At 56.0% G+C, this 15,044-nt stretch carries 15 protein-coding genes; 10 read left to right on the top strand and 5 right to left on the bottom strand.

The window, feature by feature from the left end:
* Positions 1-18: 18 nt before the first annotated feature.
* A complete protein-coding gene (gene moaA, locus CKX93_RS09170) occupies positions 19-1,035 on the top strand; it encodes a GTP 3',8-cyclase MoaA (RefSeq protein WP_076754063.1) in 1,017 nt (338 codons plus the stop codon).
* Here moaA and CKX93_RS09165 read toward each other — a convergent pair.
* The 4 genes from CKX93_RS09165 to nagZ all read right to left on the bottom strand — a co-directional run bounded on the left by CKX93_RS09165 (position 1,032) and on the right by nagZ (position 3,876).
* On the bottom strand, positions 1,032-1,787 hold the full coding sequence (locus tag CKX93_RS09165; RefSeq protein ID WP_076754061.1) for an S-methyl-5'-thioinosine phosphorylase: 756 nt from the start codon (positions 1,785-1,787) through the stop codon (positions 1,032-1,034). The genes moaA and CKX93_RS09165 overlap by 4 nt on opposite strands.
* Before the next feature lie 20 nt (positions 1,788-1,807).
* Positions 1,808-2,365: a hypoxanthine-guanine phosphoribosyltransferase gene (locus CKX93_RS09160; protein WP_076754060.1), complete on the bottom strand. Its 558-nt coding sequence runs from the start codon at positions 2,363-2,365 to the stop codon at positions 1,808-1,810.
* The gene (locus tag CKX93_RS09155) at positions 2,365-2,733 is read right to left on the bottom strand and encodes a DsrE family protein (RefSeq protein ID WP_076754058.1); all 369 of its coding nucleotides are present in this window, start codon (positions 2,731-2,733) and stop codon (positions 2,365-2,367) included. Before CKX93_RS09155 ends, CKX93_RS09160 begins: the two co-directional genes overlap by 1 nt.
* Positions 2,734-2,835: 102 nt before the next feature.
* Positions 2,836-3,876 carry a beta-N-acetylhexosaminidase gene (gene nagZ, locus CKX93_RS09150; protein ID WP_076754056.1) on the bottom strand — a complete coding sequence of 347 codons (1,041 nt, stop codon included), beginning with the start codon at positions 3,874-3,876 and terminating at the stop codon, positions 2,836-2,838.
* Positions 3,877-3,936: 60 nt separating this feature from the next.
* On the opposite strand from nagZ, the gene CKX93_RS09145 reads away from it, so the two are divergent.
* Complete coding sequence (locus tag CKX93_RS09145; protein ID WP_076754054.1) at positions 3,937-4,773, top strand: succinylglutamate desuccinylase/aspartoacylase family protein; 837 nt, start codon at positions 3,937-3,939, stop codon at positions 4,771-4,773.
* 195 nt (positions 4,774-4,968) lie between these two features.
* Here the strand turns inward: CKX93_RS09145 and CKX93_RS09595 are convergent, their stop codons facing one another.
* Positions 4,969-5,292, bottom strand: a complete 324-nt coding sequence (locus CKX93_RS09595) for an XRE family transcriptional regulator (RefSeq protein ID WP_200799794.1) — start codon at positions 5,290-5,292, stop codon at positions 4,969-4,971.
* Positions 5,293-5,650: 358 nt separating this feature from the next.
* On the opposite strand from CKX93_RS09595, the gene CKX93_RS09140 reads away from it, so the two are divergent.
* The 8 genes from CKX93_RS09140 (at position 5,651) to nspC (ending at position 15,044) form a co-directional block, all read left to right on the top strand.
* Positions 5,651-7,804: a TonB-dependent receptor plug domain-containing protein gene (locus tag CKX93_RS09140; protein ID WP_143339892.1), complete on the top strand. Its 2,154-nt coding sequence runs from the start codon at positions 5,651-5,653 to the stop codon at positions 7,802-7,804.
* Positions 7,805-7,821: 17 nt separating this feature from the next.
* Positions 7,822-8,865, top strand: coding sequence for a dienelactone hydrolase family protein (locus tag CKX93_RS09135; RefSeq protein ID WP_076754050.1), 1,044 nt, complete (start codon positions 7,822-7,824; stop codon positions 8,863-8,865).
* Between the two features lie 86 nt (positions 8,866-8,951).
* Complete coding sequence (locus CKX93_RS09130) at positions 8,952-9,569, top strand: hypothetical protein (RefSeq protein WP_076754048.1); 618 nt, start codon at positions 8,952-8,954, stop codon at positions 9,567-9,569.
* Positions 9,570-9,698: 129 nt separating this feature from the next.
* Positions 9,699-10,091, top strand: a complete 393-nt coding sequence (locus CKX93_RS09125) for a hypothetical protein (RefSeq protein WP_076754046.1) — start codon at positions 9,699-9,701, stop codon at positions 10,089-10,091.
* A gap of 39 nt (positions 10,092-10,130) precedes the next feature.
* Positions 10,131-11,699: an alpha/beta hydrolase gene (locus CKX93_RS09120; protein ID WP_076754044.1), complete on the top strand. Its 1,569-nt coding sequence runs from the start codon at positions 10,131-10,133 to the stop codon at positions 11,697-11,699.
* 14 nt (positions 11,700-11,713) lie between these two features.
* Entirely contained in the window at positions 11,714-12,670 is a 957-nt protein-coding gene (locus CKX93_RS09115; protein ID WP_076754042.1) for a 1-phosphofructokinase family hexose kinase, read from the top strand.
* Between the two features lie 12 nt (positions 12,671-12,682).
* Positions 12,683-13,882: a saccharopine dehydrogenase family protein gene (locus CKX93_RS09110; protein ID WP_076754039.1), complete on the top strand. Its 1,200-nt coding sequence runs from the start codon at positions 12,683-12,685 to the stop codon at positions 13,880-13,882.
* Between the two features lie 10 nt (positions 13,883-13,892).
* Positions 13,893-15,044: a carboxynorspermidine decarboxylase gene (nspC, locus tag CKX93_RS09105; RefSeq protein WP_076754037.1), complete on the top strand. Its 1,152-nt coding sequence runs from the start codon at positions 13,893-13,895 to the stop codon at positions 15,042-15,044.

Genomic DNA, 15,044 nt, shown 5'->3' with positions numbered 1-15,044 from the left:
AGCCTGGAGCGTGAACCGATGAGTGCCACCACTGCCGGAAACACCCAGCTGATTGATCGCTTTGGTCGGCACGTCACTTATGTACGCATCTCCATCACCGATCGCTGCGATTTTCGCTGCGTGTATTGCATGGCTGAGGACATGGCCTTTTTGCCGCGCCAGCAAATCCTCACTTTGGAAGAAATCAGCGAGCTGGCCGCCACATTTGTCAGCTTGGGCGTGACGAAGATTCGCATCACCGGCGGTGAGCCGCTGGTGCGGAATGGCGTGGTGGGATTATTCGAGCAACTGGGTCGGCTTCGCGACCAAGGCCTTAAAGATCTGACACTGACCACCAATGGCTCGCAGCTCACGCGTTATGCCAAAGATTTGGCGGCGGCTGGGGTGCGGCGCATCAACATCAGCCTTGATAGCCTCAAAGCCGACCGGTTTGCGCGCATCACACGTCGCGGAGAGCTCGACAAAGTACTGGCAGGGATCGATGCAGCGCGAGATGCCGGTATTGAGCGCATCAAGATCAACAGCGTTATTCTCAAAGGTCGCAATGAGGATGAGATTCTGGACCTGGTGGAGTTCGTGCGCGAACGCGGCATGGACATCAGCTTCATCGAGGAAATGCCCTTGGGGGTCATCGGCGATCACGACCGCGCTGAGGTGTTTTATTCCAGCGACCAGGTGCGCGCCGATATTGAGCAGCGTTACGCACTCTATCCCACCACCGAAACCACCGGCGGGCCTTCGCGCTATTACCGTATGGAGTCGGGAGAGACGCGCGTGGGCTTTATCTCACCGCATAGCCATAACTTCTGTGAGAGCTGCAATCGCGTGCGCGTGACCGTCGAGGGGCGCTTGCTGTTGTGCTTGGGTCAGGAACATTCCATGGATTTGAAACAAGTGATGCGGGCGCATCCTGGCGACCGCCAGCGCTTGCAACAAGCCATCATCGATTCCATGCAGATCAAGCCCAAAGGCCATGATTTTGATTTAAGCCGCAAGCCAGTGATCATGCGGCACATGAGCGTAACCGGCGGTTAGACTCGGCTGATGACGGCGGCCAACAGGCGGCGCACGTCGTTCATGGCCTGGCTCACATTATCACGCACTTCATCCATGGTGATTTGATGGCCCGGATCATCGCGCCCGGCGGCCCAATTGGCGACCACGGCGCAGCAGGCATAGTCAACCCCCAGCTCTCTAGCCAAAGCGGCCTCGGGCATGCCGGTCATGCCGACAATGTCGCCGCCATCTCCTTCCAAACGATTGATTTCGGCACGTGTTTCTAAGCGTGGGCCTTGGGTGGCGGCGTAGGTGCCTTGGGTAGCCACGTCGATGTTGAGCCCGGCCGCAGCTTTGAGCATATGTTCACGCAAATGCGCCGAGTATGGCTCGGTAAAATCGATATGGGTGACAAAATCCAGATCTTCTTCAAAGAAGGTGTGGTCGCGGCCATAGGTGTAATCAATGATTTGATCGGGGATCACCAGGCGACGCGGGCGCATCTCCGCGGTAATGCCACCGACGGCGGCCACCGCGAGTATGGATTGCACACCGAGGTGGCGCAGGGCCCAGAGATTGGCGCGATAGTTGATACGGTGCGGCGGGATGGTGTGCGCTGAGCCGTGGCGCGGCAAAAAGACCACTTCATGGCCAGAGAGCTCGCCGTGGGTGAGCGGCCCTGAGGGCTCGCCAAACGGCGTGTGCATGACTTCGCGGCGGACGATTTTTAGACCTTCAATGGAGGTCAGGCCGGTGCCACCGATGATGGCAATCCGTGCGGGCTGGTTCATGATGGACTCTCGTTGTTGGCTTATTGACCGGCGACGGCGTAGATGCCATCGGCGTTGCGCAGGTATTCGTGATAATCCATACCATAGCCGAAGACATAGCGATCCGGCACTGATTCACCGCAATAGTCGGCCCTAAGACCGGGCACACAGCGGTCATGGAGCTTTTTCACCAACACAGCGCTGCGCACGGAGGCGGCGCCAGCTTCCTGACAATGCGCGAGAATGCCCGCTAGGGTCAGACCCTCATCGAGGATGTCGTCGACGACGAGAACGTGACGCCCACTTAGGGGTGTGCGCGGGCTCACCAGCCAACGCAGGTTGTCGCCGCCTTGGGTGTTGCCGTCATAGCGTGTGGCATGCAGATAGTCGACCTGCAACGGAAAAGCCAAACGCGGCAGGAGTTGACCCAGGGTGACCACACCACCGGTCATCACGCACAGCAATAGAGGGTTGAGCTTAGCCAAATCGGCGCTGATGGCCGCGGCCATTTGGTCCAAGGCCTTGGCCATGGCTGGTGCGGGTATCAAACAGTCGGCCGAGGCCCAAACCTCGGCCGCCTGCTCGGGGGTAAGGCGCATCAGTACGTGAAGGTGACCGTATCGTCGTCCATGGCCTGGCTGATGACGTAGGCTCCGCCCACGGTTTCATCGATTTCGGGGATCAGGTCATCACCCCAAAGATCCAGCGTCGGCGTGCAGACTTTGAAGACCACGCCGGCTTCGTGCGCGTCTTTCATGAACTCATAGACGGACTTAGGGCTACCTTCTTGCACGTAAAGATTTTCGGCGACGCCTTTTTTGGCGAGCTCGCCAGCGCGCCCGGTCATCACGACTTCCACTTCATATTCCATGGCGGCGGCCACGGTGGCTTGGAAGAATGGTGCACCCAGCTCTGAGGGGCTGGAGGGATCGGTGTTGACCATGACGATCAGCAATTTGTCTGCCATTTTAATTTTCTCCTTGGGTGATTCCCCGCCGATTATAGGCATGGTCTATGCACCGCGCCAATGTATAAACCGTGCTTATCCAGTGATCACAATCATGTGTCTTTAAACGGGCAGCTCTGGTTCGGCGTCATTGAGCCGCGCGGCGAGCTGCACGGCCTGTTTCCAGCGCGGTTCATGCTTAAGGCGAGACCAGGTCCGCGCGGGTCGTCCATGCATGCGCGCGAGGCGAGACATGGACACCGGGTCATGCGGTTTTTTTAAGCCTCTTAAGGCTTGTTCGGCGCCTTCAGGGTGGTTGCAGATCAAGACCATGTCGCAGCCGGCGTCTAAGGCCTTAATTGTGCGCTCGGCATAATCCCCGTAGGCGGCGGTGGCGGCCATACTTAAATCATCACTGAAGATGACGCCCTGAAACCCCAGTTGTTGGCGTAACACGGTTTTTAGCCAATACGGAGAGAACCCAGCCGGCAGTGGGTCCGATTTTTCGTAAATAACGTGGGCGGGCATGATGCCGGCCAGTCCCTCTTGGATCAGACGGGCAAAGGGGATGATGTCTTCTTTGAGGCGCTCTGCGGGGCGCTGATCCGTCGGCAATTCGAGGTGGGAGTCTTCGCGCACGCCGCCGTGGCCTGGGAAGTGCTTACCAACGGCTTGCATGCCGGCATCGCGCATCCCCTGCATATAGGCGATCGCCAGTGTGGTGACTACCTCAGGGCGAGCATGTAAAGCGCGATTACCGATCACGCCGCTAAGCCCATGCGCCAAATCCAATACCGGTGCGAAACTAAAATCAATGCCCACGGCGCGCAGTTCGGCGGCCATCAGCCAGCCCAACTCACGGGCTTCTTGGCGGGCGGTTTGTGGATCGTCTTCAAAGCGCTGGCCCAAGCAGGCCATAGCCGGCAGGCGGGTAAACCCCTCGCGAAACCGCTGCACGCGGCCACCTTCGTGATCCACCGTCACCAGCAGGTGCGGGTCACGCAAAGCGTGGATCTCGGCCACCAGCTCGGTGATTTGCTGCATTGAGTCAAAATTATGGGTGAACAGGATCACGCCGCCGGTCATGGGGTGGCATAGTAAATGCTTGTCCTGTTCGGTCAGCGCGGTGCCGCGCACGTCCAACATGATGGGGCCTAAAGCCATGTCGATATTCCCAAGCCGACGATTTCGCGGCCTATTGTAGCCAAAAGGAGGCGAGGCACGATGGATAATGATGCACCACCCCCCTTGCATGATTTGGGTCCGGCGCAGCGGCGGCCGCAATTGGCGCTGGTGAATCCGCGTTGGAAGGACAATATCAATGCCCAGTTTGTGCTGGCGCGGCTGGCTTCTTTCCTCCAGGCGTTGGTGTCCGGCGAGGCGCCACGCGGGCAGCTTAAGCATCGGGTGTTGATCGCGCCCTGCCCTTCGCCGGAGAACTTGAATGAGATCGCGCAGATGACGCGTAGCGCGTATTACCGCATTGAGCTGACCACCGGCGGCCATGGCATGGATGCTTTACCGCAGATTGCATTGCATGCGCCCAATGATGATGAGCGCGCGACCGCTTGTTTGTTTGGCCTGCCGGCGGTGATTGAGCATGGCGCCGATGTCCCTTCACAGAGCGCCGGCATGCCGTCTTGGCTGGGTGCGCCGGGTGAGTATTTCTTACTACAGGCAGGACGTACCGCTGAGTTGCAGCCGGCTTTGTGTGAGCGTTTGTTCCATTCCCTGGTGAATTTCTTGATCCATACCGGCATTGTTGCTGAGCTCGCGCTGGCTGAGGTGGAGGATGACTTCCACTATTTCAATGCCGGCGATGAGTTTGTGCTTTTGGGTGAAGCCAATGGCATGTTTGTGTCGCGGCATGAGCCGGGGCGCTGGCTACAGGCCGGAGATCTTGTGGGCCACATCTATAACCGCCACAGCGGGGCTTTGAGCACGGACGTATGCGCACCGATCAGTGGGCTTTTAACAGCGATTCGCCGTGAGCCATTGGTGGATGAGGATACGCCTCTGGCGATCATCCAAAAAAAAAGCGGGGCCAAGGGGCCCCGCTAAGCAGGAGGAGTGAACAACGACCGGCAAGACCAGAGGATGTCAGTGCCAGACGCTTATCCTGTTGCAATCCCTGTGCCAACTTTTCTGCAACGCAGCAATGCGCCTTTCCCGCCGTATGCTTTCGTTCGCCTGCGCACTTTCAGAGCACCCCGCACCACCGCGGTGCACAAATGGGGTACGACCCCGCAGATCCCCTCACACAGATACGGGCGTCGAGCGCCTCGGTACTCGGCGTACAGAGGTCTCCACGCCTAAGTGTTCGATCACCACGGGTGGGCGGTCCGGAAACTGCACTACTAAGTTCAGTTCTCCGCCCATGCTCTCAACGTAATGGCGCAACGTAGACAGCAACATATCACTCCGTTTTTCCAAACGAGAGATTGAATCTTGACCAACCCCTAATACGGCCGCCATTTGCTTTTGCGTGTGTTGAGTGGCCTCGCGGAGGTCCCTGAGTGTTGCTAGTTCTAAGGCTCGAACCTCAACCCGCCGGCGTCTCTCATCCGGTAATGAAGCCATCAAGTCATCAAGATTTCTTGCCATGCTTAGAATCCTCATCAAAATCGGCATGTAGGATGACTATCCAACTCACGTCCCAATTATGGCTTTAAGACCATATGGAGTCAAGGCCATAATTCTAATGATCTGATAATTTCAGCAGTGGATAAAACGGCAAATATCCGACTATTTTTTCGCACATTGGAAAATGGTCATGACCATTTTCCAATCACCTGCACAATATTCGTACCCCTTTACGTAGTCGTACCGCTTCTTTTATGATGCACCCTGCCCTGAAAAAACATGGATTGATGGGCTGAAGACTCGATAACAACATTCCGATAAACGGGTGAGTCCAAATTGAATGGAGGCAATCACCATGCAGTTCAAGAAAGCGCTGCTCGCGCTCGCAGTCTCAGCCGCCCTACCCGCAACGGCAGTCGCGCAATCCCCCGCAGTCACTGATCCGGTCACCGTCACCGCCAAAGGCTTTGAAGCCCTAGTCGCCGACACCCCGCGCTCAGTCAACATCATCACCGCCGAAGAAATCGCTTTCACCGAAGCCAGAACCTTGGGTGATCTGTTCATCGGTCAGCCCGGACTTTCCGTAGCCACCGATGGTTCGGTAGGCCTAGATCCCATCATCCGCGGCCTTAAAAGAGATCAGGTAGTTGTGCTCATTGATGGTGCTCGCGTGAATCTTTTTCAGCCTGGTGCGAGAGGAAGCATGGCTGCGTATGTGAGTGTGGATTTGATTGAGCGAATTGAGATCATTCGTGGGCCGAGCTCGGTTCTGTATGGCTCTGGCGCCTCTGGCGGTGTGATTAATATCATCACCAAATCAGGGCGGTTTACGGATGAACCCACTGTGAGTGGTTGGACGCGCTTAGGAGTGAATTCAGCTGACCAGGGTTACCGAGGCGCGTTGGGTACTAGTTTCTCGGATGATCGGAATGTCATAGACATTTCCGCCTCCTATATGAATACGGGTGATTACCGAGCTGGAGATGGAGAGCGTCTGCGTGATAGCGGTACAGCTCAAAATGCTTTTCATCTGGGTTACAAGAGAAAGCTGGATGAGCGGCAGCAAGTCGAATTCCGTGCTCAATATGACGAGCGCCGGGATGTGTGGTTTCTAGCAAGTCGGACGAATACGAGAAATCCAGAAAACAACGTGGACCTTGCTGCAGAGACGACTGGTATCGATAGCCTGAAAGGCTTTAGTCGCCCAGACGGCATAACGACTCACTATGGCCCCTATCAAACCCGCACCCTATATGAAGGTCGGTATTTTAGAGATCTGGAGCATGATTGGGCTCCGCGACTGCGACTAAGCGGATATTTCCAACAGCTAAAGCGCGGCAACTACGATTTTAGCGATCAATTTCGCCGTGACTATTTTACGTCAGATAACGTATTCGACAATTATGGAGCGAGTGCACACATCGAGTTTGCTCCAACCGACAATTCCTATTTGGTCACTGGCATTGACTATCAACAACTGAAAACGACCCCTGAAGCGTGTTTCTGGGACTCAAATTATAACCCAGGGTCCTGTAACGATATAGCCGGTAATGCCACCCTAGAATCTTATGGCCTGTTTGCCCAAGGTGAACTCGATTTCGACAGCTATGTTCTCGACTTAGGGGTCCGGCTCGACCGTGTGACTGGTGATGCCGATTTTGCCAGCGGAATTGCTCCCCCTCTAAAAAGAACGGACAATGTATTTTCATGGTCCCTCGGCGGGTTAATCAGAGTTGCTAATGAATTTGAACCTTACGCCAACCTCAGCCAGGGATATCGAGCGGCTGGACTTTTAGAGCGATTCCTAAATTTTCCTGGGAGTGACGGACTCTCATGGATCGGGGATCCACAACTGAAACCAGAGCGTAATCTAACATTGGAAATTGGGGCACGCGGACAAGTCGGCAGCACTGCGTACAGTGTGGCCATCTATGAGAGCCAAATCCGTGACTATATAGGGGTTGAGCGACCAACAGGGGATCCACCCTCACGCAGGAATATAAATCTTGACAAGGCGAGGATTCGAGGCTTTGAGTATACCGTAAACCACAGTTTAGACCGTGATATGAGTATTTACTCAACAGGCACTTGGCTACGCGGAGACAATCAAGACGGGCGCTATAATGAGCCACTTACCCAAATGCCGCCGCCAGAAGTTTCCTTAGGCATAGCTCAGCAGCCCAGTCGAGGTTGGAACTGGCGTGCACAAATACGAGCGGTTGCAAAACAAGATCGTGTAGCTCCCTCCTTCAATCCTACTGAACGCACTACCCCTGGCTTCGCCACAGCTGATGCGTTTGTTGGCTATCGTTTTGGTCCCGCAATGGGCTTTAACTCCAGCGAATTACAGTTCTCATTGACCAATATTTTCGATAAAGATTATCGGGAACATGTTAACGAAATGACTGAGGAAAGGCTTGTGGGCAGTAATCGCGTACGCGGTGACGGGGTTCAGGATCTCAAGCGACCAGGTCGATCTATTGGTCTTGCTTGGTACGCGAGGTTCTAACGAGCGGGGTTTAAGGGATGGACTTTTTTGATAAACGTACCATCCATCGCACCGGAATAGCCTACCTTCTCGCCCTGTGTCTGCTGACGGTTTCAGTGGCACAGGGAGAGGAGGCTTGGCTCGCTGCCGGTGGTGAATGGATTGAGTTTCCGTCTTATACCGCGGATAGCTATCGGGATATTTTCCACGGCAACCACCGCGAGAACCCTGATGAAATTCGGGGTCTGCTGTTCATGCCTGAAGGTGCGGTGGGTAAAGTGCCGGCAGTGATTTTGCAGCACGGCAGTGGCCATCCATTTCGTAGCAGCCGGGAACGCTGGGACCTAGACGTGGTAGCTGGGCTGAATGAACACGGTATTGCGGTTTTTATTCCTGATGGTTACACGTCTCGCGGCATTGTCTCTTCAGTGCAGCAGCAGACCGAGCTGAGTCCTGCATCAAGAGTCATCGATGGGGCTCAAGCTTTCTTGGCTTTGGCCGCCGATCCACGCATCGATGCCACGCGTATCGGCATCAGCGGTTACAGTTTTGGCGGCTTTGTATCCATTGAGCTGGCACATGCGCAGCTGGCCCAGGCTTTGCTCGGCGAGCAGCGTTTTGCCGCCCATGCCCCTATCTATCCTGACTGTCAGCGCCGCTGGGAGCGGGTCGAGTTGACCGGAGCGCCGATGCTGCTGATGTTGGCGGAGCTGGATGACTATACCCCAGCGCATTTTTGTCATGACTACACGGCGTCTATGCAGGAGCTCGGTTACCCGGTGCGCTTCATTGAATACGAAGGAGCACATCATTCCTTTAATTATGACTTTGAATTGGCCTATCGCGAGCATGCCGTGTTTCGTGAATGTCCGGTGGCTACAGTGCGCGAGGACGGCGGTTTCAGCTTTATCGAGCGCCTCTCGGACGCCGACTTCCCCTCCTGGGGTGAGTACATCATCACGGTATTTCAGGAATGTGGAACCCGTGGGGTACACCTGGGCTATCACGAACCCGCACGGGATGCCGCATTGGCCGACTTAGTGCAATTTTATCGCGACACGCTACTCTCGCCGGAACCATAGCGCGTTTGCTACCGAGGCTTTGGTATCTGCCCCGAGATTGGCGGTGTGCTAATCTCGGGGCTTTCTTTTGGCCGCGCTTTGAGTTCATGAATCAGACCTACCCGATCAGCAATACCATTAACTTAAGCTTTGGTCCGCTGGAGGATCGTCTCGTGCTCACAGCCGAGCGCGGCGAGCATGGGCCAGTGCGGGTTTTGCTGACGCGGCGCATGGTGCTGATCATGCTGAAGCAGATTACGGATCAGCTGCCCAAGCTCATGGGCTTACAGCAAACCCCACAAGATTACTGGCAGGAAGCGATGCGCATCTCGCACCAAAATGCGCTCAACGCCAAACAACAAGCGGATCAAGCGCAACAGCAAGCCGCCAATGAGGACGACGATGCTCAAGCTCAACCGCCCAACCCTCTGCCCCCGCCTGACACGCCTGTGACCATGTACTTGGCTACTGGACTGACTTTGGAACAGCGTGAAGACAATCTCATCATGGCATTTCAGGGCTTATTACTGCCCGAGGCCATGACTCAACCCTGCCAGCATATACCGATTTTGGCTATGCCGCTGCAACTCGAGAACGTGCATCAGCTGCTGCAGTTGATTTTGCAGCAAACGATTGCAGCGGAATGGAATCTGCCTATGGATTTACCCTGGGTGGATGAGCGGCAGGAGCCCATGACAGCCACCAGTTCGGCCACAACCCACTAGAACAAAATAAAACCTTATTGATCTTAAGGGTACTTTTTGGCTTGACTTTATAGCAGAATGGGGTCGTAACACTTTTTTCAGCCAAAAAGTTCAGGCGTTAGGTCTATCCAAACTTTCGAGGGGGATCACATGCAATTCAATATCCCAGTTATTGCCATTGTTGTGGCGGCCTTGGTCGTCATTATCTTTTTCACACCCATACTGACGGTGATTGGTGGCGTCATGCTGCTGATTTTGGCGGGCGTCATTGCTCTGCGGTTTATGACCCGTGAGAGTCAGGAGAAAATGGAAGATATGGCCCGCCCGGTCATTGATTTCACCACCAATACTTTATGGCCGCTGTTGCGCGGTGAAGGCTCGGTTGAGGTTGTCACGCCTTCTTCTCCCCCGCCCAGCGCGCCCAAAGAAACCATTAACCCCGCTCCAGCGGCAGCGCCAAGTGCCGGAACAACCAGCACCACCAAAGCGAGCGACTCGAAACCAACGGCTCCTGCCGAGAAAAAACCCGCGGATAAGCCCTAAGGTCTTCAAACCATCACAGTCAGGGCTTAAGGTGGGGGAATGATGCGCGCCCGGCCCTCGACACTGACACGCCTGCTGATTGCCCTAGTGGCGATCGCAGGCGTTTTTTATGCAGTGCTGCAGCTTAATACGCAGTCGGCTGATCTCAAGGTGACTCAGGGCTTTGCCGGGGCCACGCCGATCACGGCTTACGAACCACCGGGCACAGAGCCCCTGCCGGTGGCGATCTTGGCACATGGATTTGCCGGGTCACGACAGATGATGCAGCCATTGGCCATCACTTTGGCCAATCAAGGCTTTTTGGCGGTGACCTTGGATTTTGCGGGGCATGGCGCTAATACCCAGCCGTTTATCCCCACGCTACTGGATCCGCAGGGACGGCGCTTACGCCTGTTGTCGAATGTGGCTGATGCAATGACATTTATCGATAACCATCCTCGCGGCAGCAGCAGCTTAGCCCTTTTGGGCCATTCAATGGCCGGCGATATTCTGTTGCAGTATGCCGCGGCAAACCCCGGCCGGGTGCATGCCCATGTGCTGATCTCGCCTTATATCGCTGAGGACACCGAGATGGCGGAGCTCGGCAATCTCTTGTTCCTATTTGGCGCTTATGAGCCGCCGGTGCTGTGGCAAGCAACAGCGCCCGCTTTTCCGGATGTGGATTCATCTCAAGTCCTGCCGGGTTTGAGTGTTGGCGACATCGTGCAAGGCGATGCGCGCGAGATTCAGCTGATCGATGGCGCTGAGCATATCAGCGTCATATACCGCAGCCAGACGCTATTGGCGACTCTGGAGTGGGTGTCGCGCTCGGCGGGCGTATCGGTCGCGGATGATCCCGCTTTGGCTTCCCGCGGGCTTTGGTTGGGGCTGCTGTTTGGCAGCATTATTGTGCTGGCTGCGGCCCTATCGGGGTTCTTGCCGGCGGTGACCAATCGGCCCTTGGGGGCAAGCTTGCCGTGGCGCGAGATCTGGCCGGTGGTGTTGGTGCCGGCCATCGCCACACCGATTTTGTTGCTGCCGGTGCCGCTGGGTTTGCTGCCTCTGCTTTTGAGCGATTACTTAGCGATGCATTTTGCGCTGTACGGGCTGTTGACCCTGCTCGGGCTTTTTTATCTACAAAGCCGCACTGGTGCAGTGTTTCGCATGCCGTTTGAGGCAAAGCCAGTCAGCTATGTGCGCTTGCTCCTGGCTTTACTGTTCTCGGTGGGTTTTGTGATGCTGGCTTTTGGCCTGCCGATTCAAGCCTATCTGGGCAATTACTGGCCAGTGGGGGATCGGGCCTGGCTGGTCGCAGTCATCTTTGGGGGTACGACCCTATTTTTTGTAGCGGATGAGTGGTTGACGCGGGGTCAACAGGCGGCGCGTGGGGCTTATGCGGTGACCAAGCTACTGTTTTTGGCGTCGCTGATGCTGGCGGTGGCACTGCGGCTTTATGAGCTATTTTTCTTGATCATTATTTTGCCGGCCATGGGCGGATTCTTATTGATATATGGGTTGTTGTCACGTTGGATGTATCGGGCGACGCGACATCCGTTGGTGGGCGCACTGACAGTGTCGCTGGCGCTGGCCTGGGCGATGAGTGTGAGCTTTCCTCTGGTGGGGGATTGATTCACAATAGGGCCATGTATAAGCGGATTGTCACGCTCACCCTAAACCCCGCCGTTGATGCCTCCTGCGTGACCGACAAGGTTCGCCCCATCAATAAGGTGCGCACGCGCGAGGAACGCTATGAGCCCGGTGGTGGTGGCATTAATGTCGCGCGGGTGTTGAACGAGCTGGATGCAGGAAGCTTCGCCGTGTATCTGGCCGGCGGGCGCAACGGCGATGTGCTTGAGGAATTGATCGAGCGCCATGGCGTCATGGGGCATCGGGTGCAAACCGCTGGCTCAACACGCGTCAGTAACGTGGTTTACGAAGAAAGCTCGGGCCAGGAGTTTCGCTTTACGCCCGAAGGCCCATCGGTGAAGCGCGCCGAATGGCAAAGGGCGCTGCAGTTTATCGATCTTTTAGACTTTGATTATTTGGTGGCCAGTGGCAGCTTGCCGCGCGGTTGTCCCGATGATGTGTATGCGCGGCTGACAACCTCAATAAAGCGCCGTGGCGGGCGGCTGGTATTAGACACCTCAGGCGCGGCCTTGGCGGCGGCTCTTGAGGCCGGCGTGTATCTGGCCAAGCCCAGCCGTGGTGAATTCGCCGCGCTGATCGGCGAGACCCTCGATGATCCCAAGGACCTGCAGGAAGCGGCGATGGAGCGGGTACAAAAGGGTCAGGCCGAGATTTTGGCGATCAGCCTAGGTCATGATGGCGCGGTCCTGGCCTGTCAGGACGGGTTTTATCATCTCGCCATCCCCGATGTGACAGCGCGCAGTACGGTTGGCGCGGGTGATAGCTTCGTGGCGGGCATAGTGTTTGGCTTGTCGCGCGGCATGAGCACCCAGGATGCCTTTGCCTTGGCGGTAGCCGCCGGCACGGCCACGGTCCTGACCGCGGGCACCGAACTCTGTCATCAAACCGACATCGATTATTTTTGGAAAATACTCAGAAATGAGTTATGCCCTATTCCCAAACCTTCTGCCTAGGAATCTGTTTTCATGAGTAAAGTACTGATCATTGGCGCCGGCGGCGTCGGCGGCGTGGTGGCCCATAAGTGCGCCCAGCATCCGGAGGTTTTTGCCGAGATCTGTTTGGCCAGTCGCAACGAAGCCAAGTGCCAAGCCATTGCCCAGCAATTACCGCGAGCGATTCAGACCGCTCAGGTGGATGCCGACGATGTCGAGGCCCTGGTGGCGCTGATCGAATCCTTTCAACCAGACGTGCTAATTCATGTGGCCCTGCCCTATCAAGATTTGACCATCATGGAGGCCTGTTTGCGTACCGGCACGCCTTATCTGGATACGGCCAATTATGAACATCCGGACGAGGCCAAGTTTGAATACAAAGAACAATGGGCGTTCCAAGATCGCTATGCCAAGGCCAACTTGATGGCGACCCTGGGCTGTGGGTTTGATCCGGGCATGACCAATATCTACTGCGCTTGGGGCCAGAAGAATCTGTTTGATGAGATTCATTTCGTCGACATTCTCGATGCCAATGGCGGCGATCATGGCTATCCCTTCGCCACCAATTTCAACCCCGAGATCAATATCCGCGAGATCACCGCCAATGGGCGTTATTGGGAAAAAGGCGAGTGGATAGAGACGCCGCCACTGGCCGAAAAACGCGTGTTTGATTTTGATGGCATCGGGCCTAAAGACCTGTATTTGCTGTACCACGAGGAACTGGAGTCGCTCAGCCAAAACATTAAGGGACTAGAGCGCATTCGTTTTTGGATGACCTTCTCCGAGAAGTACATCACCCACCTCAAGGTCTTGGAAAATGTCGGTATGACGGCGATCGAGCCCATTGAGTTCGAGGGCAAACAGATCATCCCACTGCAGTTTTTAAAGGCGATCTTGCCGGACCCCGCCTCCTTGGGGCCGCGCACCAAGGGAAAAACCAATATCGGCGTAATTTTGGATGGCGTGAAAGACGGCAAGCGCCGCAAAGTCTACATCTACAACATCTGTGACCATGAGGCCTGCTTTCGCGAAGTGCAGTCGCAGGCCATCTCCTATACCACCGGCGTGCCGGCGGTCACGGGCGCCATGCTGATGCTGCAAGGCATTTGGAGTGGCGCCGGCGTCTTTAATGTCGAACAGCTGGACCCAGACCCGTTCATGGAGCGCATCGGCGAGATGGGCCTGCCCTGGCAGATGGTGGAACTCGACCCCAATCAAGATCCTCTGGCTTGATCGCGCTGCGATGATCAATCCGAACTTTGATGTGGCGGCCTGCCCGTCTCCAGCGTTTGTGGTGGATGATGCGCTGCTGACACGCAATCTGGAGATTTTGGCGAAGGTACAAGAGCAAAGTGGCGCGCGCATTTTGTTGGCACTGAAGGGCTTTGCGCTTTGGGACTGCTTCCCTTTGGTCAGCCAATATTTAGTCGGCACCACCGCCAGTGGTCAGGACGAGGCGCGCTTGGGCGCGGAGCATTTTGGTGGCGAAGTGCATTGTTTCTCGCCGGCCTTCACTGAGACAGAGATGACCGAGGTCTTAAAATATGCCGACCACATCAGCTTTAACTCCCCGGGCCAGTGGCAACGGTTTCGCGGACAAGTCGCTGCCGCACCACGCGCCGTATCGATGGGCCTGAGGGTAAACCCCGAACACTCAGAGGGTACGACCCCCATTTATGATCCTTGCCGGCCGGGCTCGCGTTTGGGGACGCGCCTGGCGGATCTTCAGGGAGTGGATGTGCAGGGCTTAGAGGGGCTGCATTTTCATACCCTGTGTGAACAAAACAGTGATGCGCTAGAGCGCACCTTGGCGGCTTTTGAGCAGCGCTTTGGCGCCTATTTAGCGCGGATGCAGTGGGTGAATTTTGGCGGTGGTCATCACATCACCCGTGAGGACTACGACCGCGAGCGCTTGGTGCGCTTGGTGCGCGCTTTTAAACAGCGCTATCCGCATCTAACGGTGTATCTCGAGCCCGGTGAGGCAATTGCGCTGAACACCGGCTATTTGATCGCAACCGTGCTCGACATCACCGAAAACCAAGGCATGAATGCGATTTTGGATACCTCGGCCACCGCGCACATGCCGGATGTATTGGAGATGCCCTACCGCCCGGTGATCTTGGGTGCGGGTGAGCCGGGTGAGAAAGCCCATACCTATCGCTTGGGCGGGCAAACCTGTTTGGCTGGTGATGAGATCGGCGCTTATAGCTTTGATCAGCCGCTTGAGATTGGGCAGCGCTTGGTGTTTACCGATATGGCGCATTATACCATGGTCAAAACCACGACCTTCAATGGCATTCGCTTGCCATCGATTTGCCGTGTCGATGCCCACACGCGAGCCGTACGCGTGGTAAAGTCTTTTGGCTATGAAGACTACCGACAACGCCTGAGCTAG

It is taken from the genome of Ectothiorhodosinus mongolicus (assembly GCF_022406875.1).
In the GTDB taxonomy this organism is placed as follows: Bacteria; Pseudomonadota; Gammaproteobacteria; order Ectothiorhodospirales; family Ectothiorhodospiraceae; genus Ectothiorhodospira; species Ectothiorhodospira mongolica.
Note: the sequence above shows the minus strand (reverse complement) of the source record. Positions and strands in the feature narration are given on the sequence as shown.

Coding starts and splice junctions, on each gene's coding strand:
- moaA (WP_076754063.1), top strand. CDS start 19: ATGAGTGCCACCACTGCCGGAAACACCCAGCTGATTGATCGCTTTGGT.
- CKX93_RS09165 (WP_076754061.1), bottom strand. CDS start 1,787: ATGAACCAGCCCGCACGGATTGCCATCATCGGTGGCACCGGCCTGACC.
- CKX93_RS09160 (WP_076754060.1), bottom strand. CDS start 2,365: ATGCGCCTTACCCCCGAGCAGGCGGCCGAGGTTTGGGCCTCGGCCGAC.
- CKX93_RS09155 (WP_076754058.1), bottom strand. CDS start 2,733: ATGGCAGACAAATTGCTGATCGTCATGGTCAACACCGATCCCTCCAGC.
- nagZ (WP_076754056.1), bottom strand. CDS start 3,876: ATGGCTTTAGGCCCCATCATGTTGGACGTGCGCGGCACCGCGCTGACC.
- CKX93_RS09145 (WP_076754054.1), top strand. CDS start 3,937: ATGGATAATGATGCACCACCCCCCTTGCATGATTTGGGTCCGGCGCAG.
- CKX93_RS09595 (WP_200799794.1), bottom strand. CDS start 5,292: ATGGCTTCATTACCGGATGAGAGACGCCGGCGGGTTGAGGTTCGAGCC.
- CKX93_RS09140 (WP_143339892.1), top strand. CDS start 5,651: ATGCAGTTCAAGAAAGCGCTGCTCGCGCTCGCAGTCTCAGCCGCCCTA.
- CKX93_RS09135 (WP_076754050.1), top strand. CDS start 7,822: ATGGACTTTTTTGATAAACGTACCATCCATCGCACCGGAATAGCCTAC.
- CKX93_RS09130 (WP_076754048.1), top strand. CDS start 8,952: ATGAATCAGACCTACCCGATCAGCAATACCATTAACTTAAGCTTTGGT.
- CKX93_RS09125 (WP_076754046.1), top strand. CDS start 9,699: ATGCAATTCAATATCCCAGTTATTGCCATTGTTGTGGCGGCCTTGGTC.
- CKX93_RS09120 (WP_076754044.1), top strand. CDS start 10,131: ATGATGCGCGCCCGGCCCTCGACACTGACACGCCTGCTGATTGCCCTA.
- CKX93_RS09115 (WP_076754042.1), top strand. CDS start 11,714: ATGTATAAGCGGATTGTCACGCTCACCCTAAACCCCGCCGTTGATGCC.
- CKX93_RS09110 (WP_076754039.1), top strand. CDS start 12,683: ATGAGTAAAGTACTGATCATTGGCGCCGGCGGCGTCGGCGGCGTGGTG.
- nspC (WP_076754037.1), top strand. CDS start 13,893: ATGATCAATCCGAACTTTGATGTGGCGGCCTGCCCGTCTCCAGCGTTT.